The organism is Micromonospora deserti (assembly GCF_003236335.1).
GTDB lineage: Bacteria > Actinomycetota > Actinomycetes > Mycobacteriales > Micromonosporaceae > Micromonospora > Micromonospora deserti.
Genome location: NZ_POUB01000428.1, coordinates 1 through 3146, shown reverse-complemented (window position 1 = coordinate 3146; position 3146 = coordinate 1). Strand labels below are relative to the sequence as shown.

2 protein-coding genes and 1 pseudogene are annotated in these 3146 nt (G+C 76.5%); 1 reads left to right on the top strand and 2 read right to left on the bottom strand.

Features of this window, described 5'->3' with window-relative positions; genetic code table 11:
• Together mptB (C1I99_RS30620) and mptB (C1I99_RS30615) are read right to left on the bottom strand one after the other, a co-directional pair.
• Positions 1-940, bottom strand: a 940-nt coding sequence (mptB, locus tag C1I99_RS30620; protein ID WP_199562453.1) for a polyprenol phosphomannose-dependent alpha 1,6 mannosyltransferase MptB, incomplete at its 3' end; no start/stop codon positions are given.
• Between the two features lie 14 nt (positions 941-954).
• Positions 955-2355 carry a polyprenol phosphomannose-dependent alpha 1,6 mannosyltransferase MptB gene (gene mptB, locus C1I99_RS30615; protein ID WP_199562452.1) on the bottom strand — a complete coding sequence of 467 codons (1401 nt, stop codon included), beginning with the start codon at positions 2353-2355 and terminating at the stop codon, positions 955-957.
• A gap of 44 nt (positions 2356-2399) precedes the next feature.
• Here mptB (C1I99_RS30615) and C1I99_RS30610 point away from each other — a divergent pair.
• Positions 2400-3146, top strand: a pseudogene (locus C1I99_RS30610) (hypothetical protein); the annotation flags it as partial.

The window sequence follows — 3146 nt, the reverse complement described above, 5'->3', positions numbered from 1 at the left end:
AGATGTGTATAATAGACAGGGAGAGCAGCGCGGTCGCCGCCAGCGCGGCGAGCACCCCGGCGGTCAGCCAGCCGGCGTCGCGCCACAGCGTCCGTACGGTGTAGCGGCCCAGCACCGCGGCCAGCGCGGCGAACGGCAGCACCACCAGCGCGACGGCCTTCACCGCCACCGCCAGCCCGAGCAGCGCCCCGGCGACGAGCAGCGGTCGCGGCCGGCCGGGGCAGCGGACCAGCACCAGCAGACCGAGCAGGAGAAGACCGAGCATCAGCGCGTCGTTGTGCGCGCCGGCCACCAGGTGCACGCCGACCAGCGGGCCGGCCAGCGCCAGCCAGGCCGCCCGGCGGGGCGGCACGCCGGCCGCGCGGGCCAGCCCCACCAGGCAGAGGGCGGCCAGCAGCACCCCCGCGACGGCGATCAGCCGCAGCGCCACCACCGCGCCGACCAGACCGCCGCCGACGGTCACCGCGAGCGCGGCGAGCAGCAGGAAGAACGGCCCGTACGGCGCCGGGGTGTCCCGCCAGATCGGCGCGACGGCGTCCACCCAGGGACACCCGGCCGCGGCCACGCCGGTGGCGTACGGGTCGACGCCGTGCGCGTACGCCCAGCCCTGGCAGGTGTAGGAGTAGACGTCCCGGCTGCCCGACGGGGCGGTGACCAGCAGCGGCAACGCCCACAGGCCGGCGGTCAGGTAGGCCCACCGGGTCGACGGCGCGCCCCGGCGCAACGCCCACCAGGCGCCGGTCAACAGCCCGGTGCCGACCAGCCAGAGTGCGACGGTCAGCAGGCCGTGCTCGGCGTGCCAGACCCGGGTGGCGGTCGCGCCCGGCAGTGCGCCGCCGAGCCATCCGGCCACCGCGAGCAGGACCGCACCGGTCAGGCCGGCGTACCGGACGAGGCGGGCCGCGCGGGGCGACGGCGGCGGTACGCCGGGATCGGTCACCGGCGTGCCTTCCCTCAGTCCACGGCGGCCGGCCGGCGGGCCGCCCGAGCCGACCGCACCAAGCGGACCGCCACCACGATCACCAACAGCGTCATCAGCGGCGCTCCCATCGTCTTGGTGTACCTCGGCAGGCCGGTGCCGTCCGCCAGCACCAGGAACGATGAGACTAACGCGACCACGGTGAACCATCCGGTGCGCCGCGCGGTCGCCGCGAGCACGACCAGCGGCCACGTCCAGTACCAGGGGTGGAAGAGCGGGGCCAGCGCGACCGTGGCGGCCAGCGCCAGCCCGGCGTGCCACAGCGGCTCACGGAAGCGCGCCCGCCACCAGAGCCAGACCAGCAGCACCGCGAGCACCGCCATGCCGACCGCCCGGGTCACCGGCAGCGCGTCGACGTGCCAGCCGAAGGGCAGCGCCAGGTAGCCGACGGTCTGCCCGACCGCGGTGGACGGTGAGGACCAGGCGACCACCAGGCCGCCCTGTTCCAGCCCGCCGATCCAGCCGAAGTTCAGCCCGGCGGCGACGGTCACCCCGGCCACCGCGGCGACCGCGCCGCCGACGACCCACCCGCCGTCGCGGAGCAGTGCCCGCGTCGAGTACGCACCGGCGATCGCGGCCAGCGCGGCGAACGGCACCACCACCAGCGCGGTCACCTTGATCCCGGCGGCCAGCCCGAGCAGCACACCCCCGGCGAGCAGCGGGCCGGGACGCCCCGGTCGGGACGCCACCACCGCCAGCCCAGCCACCAGCAGCCCGACCATCAGCGCGTCGTTGTGCGCCCCGGAAACCAGGTGCACCGCGACCAGCGGGCCGGCCAGCGCCAGCCAGAGCGCCCGCTCGGCCGGTATGCCGGCCCGCCGGGCCAGCACCGGCAGGCAGGCCGCGGTCAGTCCCACACCGGCCACCGCGAGCAGCCGGAACAGCACGACGCTGCCGGTGAGCGAGCCGGTCGCCTCCACCACCGCCCCGGCGAGCACCACGAACATGGGCCCGTACGGCGCCGGGGTGTCCCGCCAGATGTGGGAGATGGTGTCCAGCCACGGGCAGGGCAGCGCGGAGACCCCCTGCTCGTAGGGGTTGATCCCGGCGGCGTAGCTGGCGCCCTGGCAGGCGTACGCGTAGACGTCCCGGCTGCCCAGCGGCGGCGCGACCAGCAGCGGCAGCAGCCAGAGCCCGACGGTGACCAGGGCCCACCGGGCCGACGGCACCCGGTGGCGCAGCGCCCACCAGGCGCCCGCCATCGCCCCGGTGCCGGCCAGCCAGAGCCCGATGACCAGCGGTCCGTCCGGGCCCTGCCAGATGCTGACCGGGGTGGGCCGCAGGGGCGAGCCGGGCAGCGCGCCGCCGAGGTAGGCGGCGACGGCGAGCATCATCGAGCCGGCCAGGCCGGTCCAGCGCGCGAGGTGATGAGGCACGCCGGACATGCTGCCAGTACCGTGGTCGCGGTACGGAGGTGGGCATGCGGCGCAGGACGGTGGTGGCGGTGGCCGCCGCGTCGGCCGCAGCCCTGGGCGTGGTGTACCTCACCCTGCCCCGGATGGGCTCCGACCTCGCCGCGCAGGTGGCTCGGGCCGACTTCTTCGCCGCTCACGGCCTCGCCCCGGTCGACCTGCGCTGGTACGGCGGCGTCCAGCAGTTCGGCTACAGCCTGGTCGCCCAGCCGGTGATGGCGCTGCTCGGGGTGCGGGTCACCGGCGCGATGGCGGTGCTGGCGGCGGCGACCGCACTGGCCGCGCTGCTGGTGCGCACCGGGGTGCCCCGCCCGCTGCTGGGCAGCCTGGTCGGGGTGGTCACCATCGCCGGCAACCTGGTCTCCGGCCGGGTCACGTACGGCCTCGGGGTGGCCTTCGGCCTCGGGGCGCTGCTCGCGCTCACCCTGCCGGCCGGTCCCGGGCACCGGCGGCTGACACGGGCCGGCCTGGCGGTGGCCGGCGCGCTGCTGGCCTCGGCAACCAGCCCGGTGGCCGGGCTCTTCGTCGGCCTGGCCGGCGTGGCGCTGCTGCTGACCCGCCGGTACGCCGACGGGGTGCTGCTCGGCGTCGCCGCCGCGCTGCCGCTCGGGGTCACCGCGCTGCTGTTCGGCGACGGCGGGTGGATGAACATCAGCCGCACGGACACTGTCCGAGCGGTGGTGACCGGGCTGCTGGTCGCCGCGCTGTCCGGGTACCGGCCGGTGCGGGTGGGGGCCTGTCTCTTGTACACATCT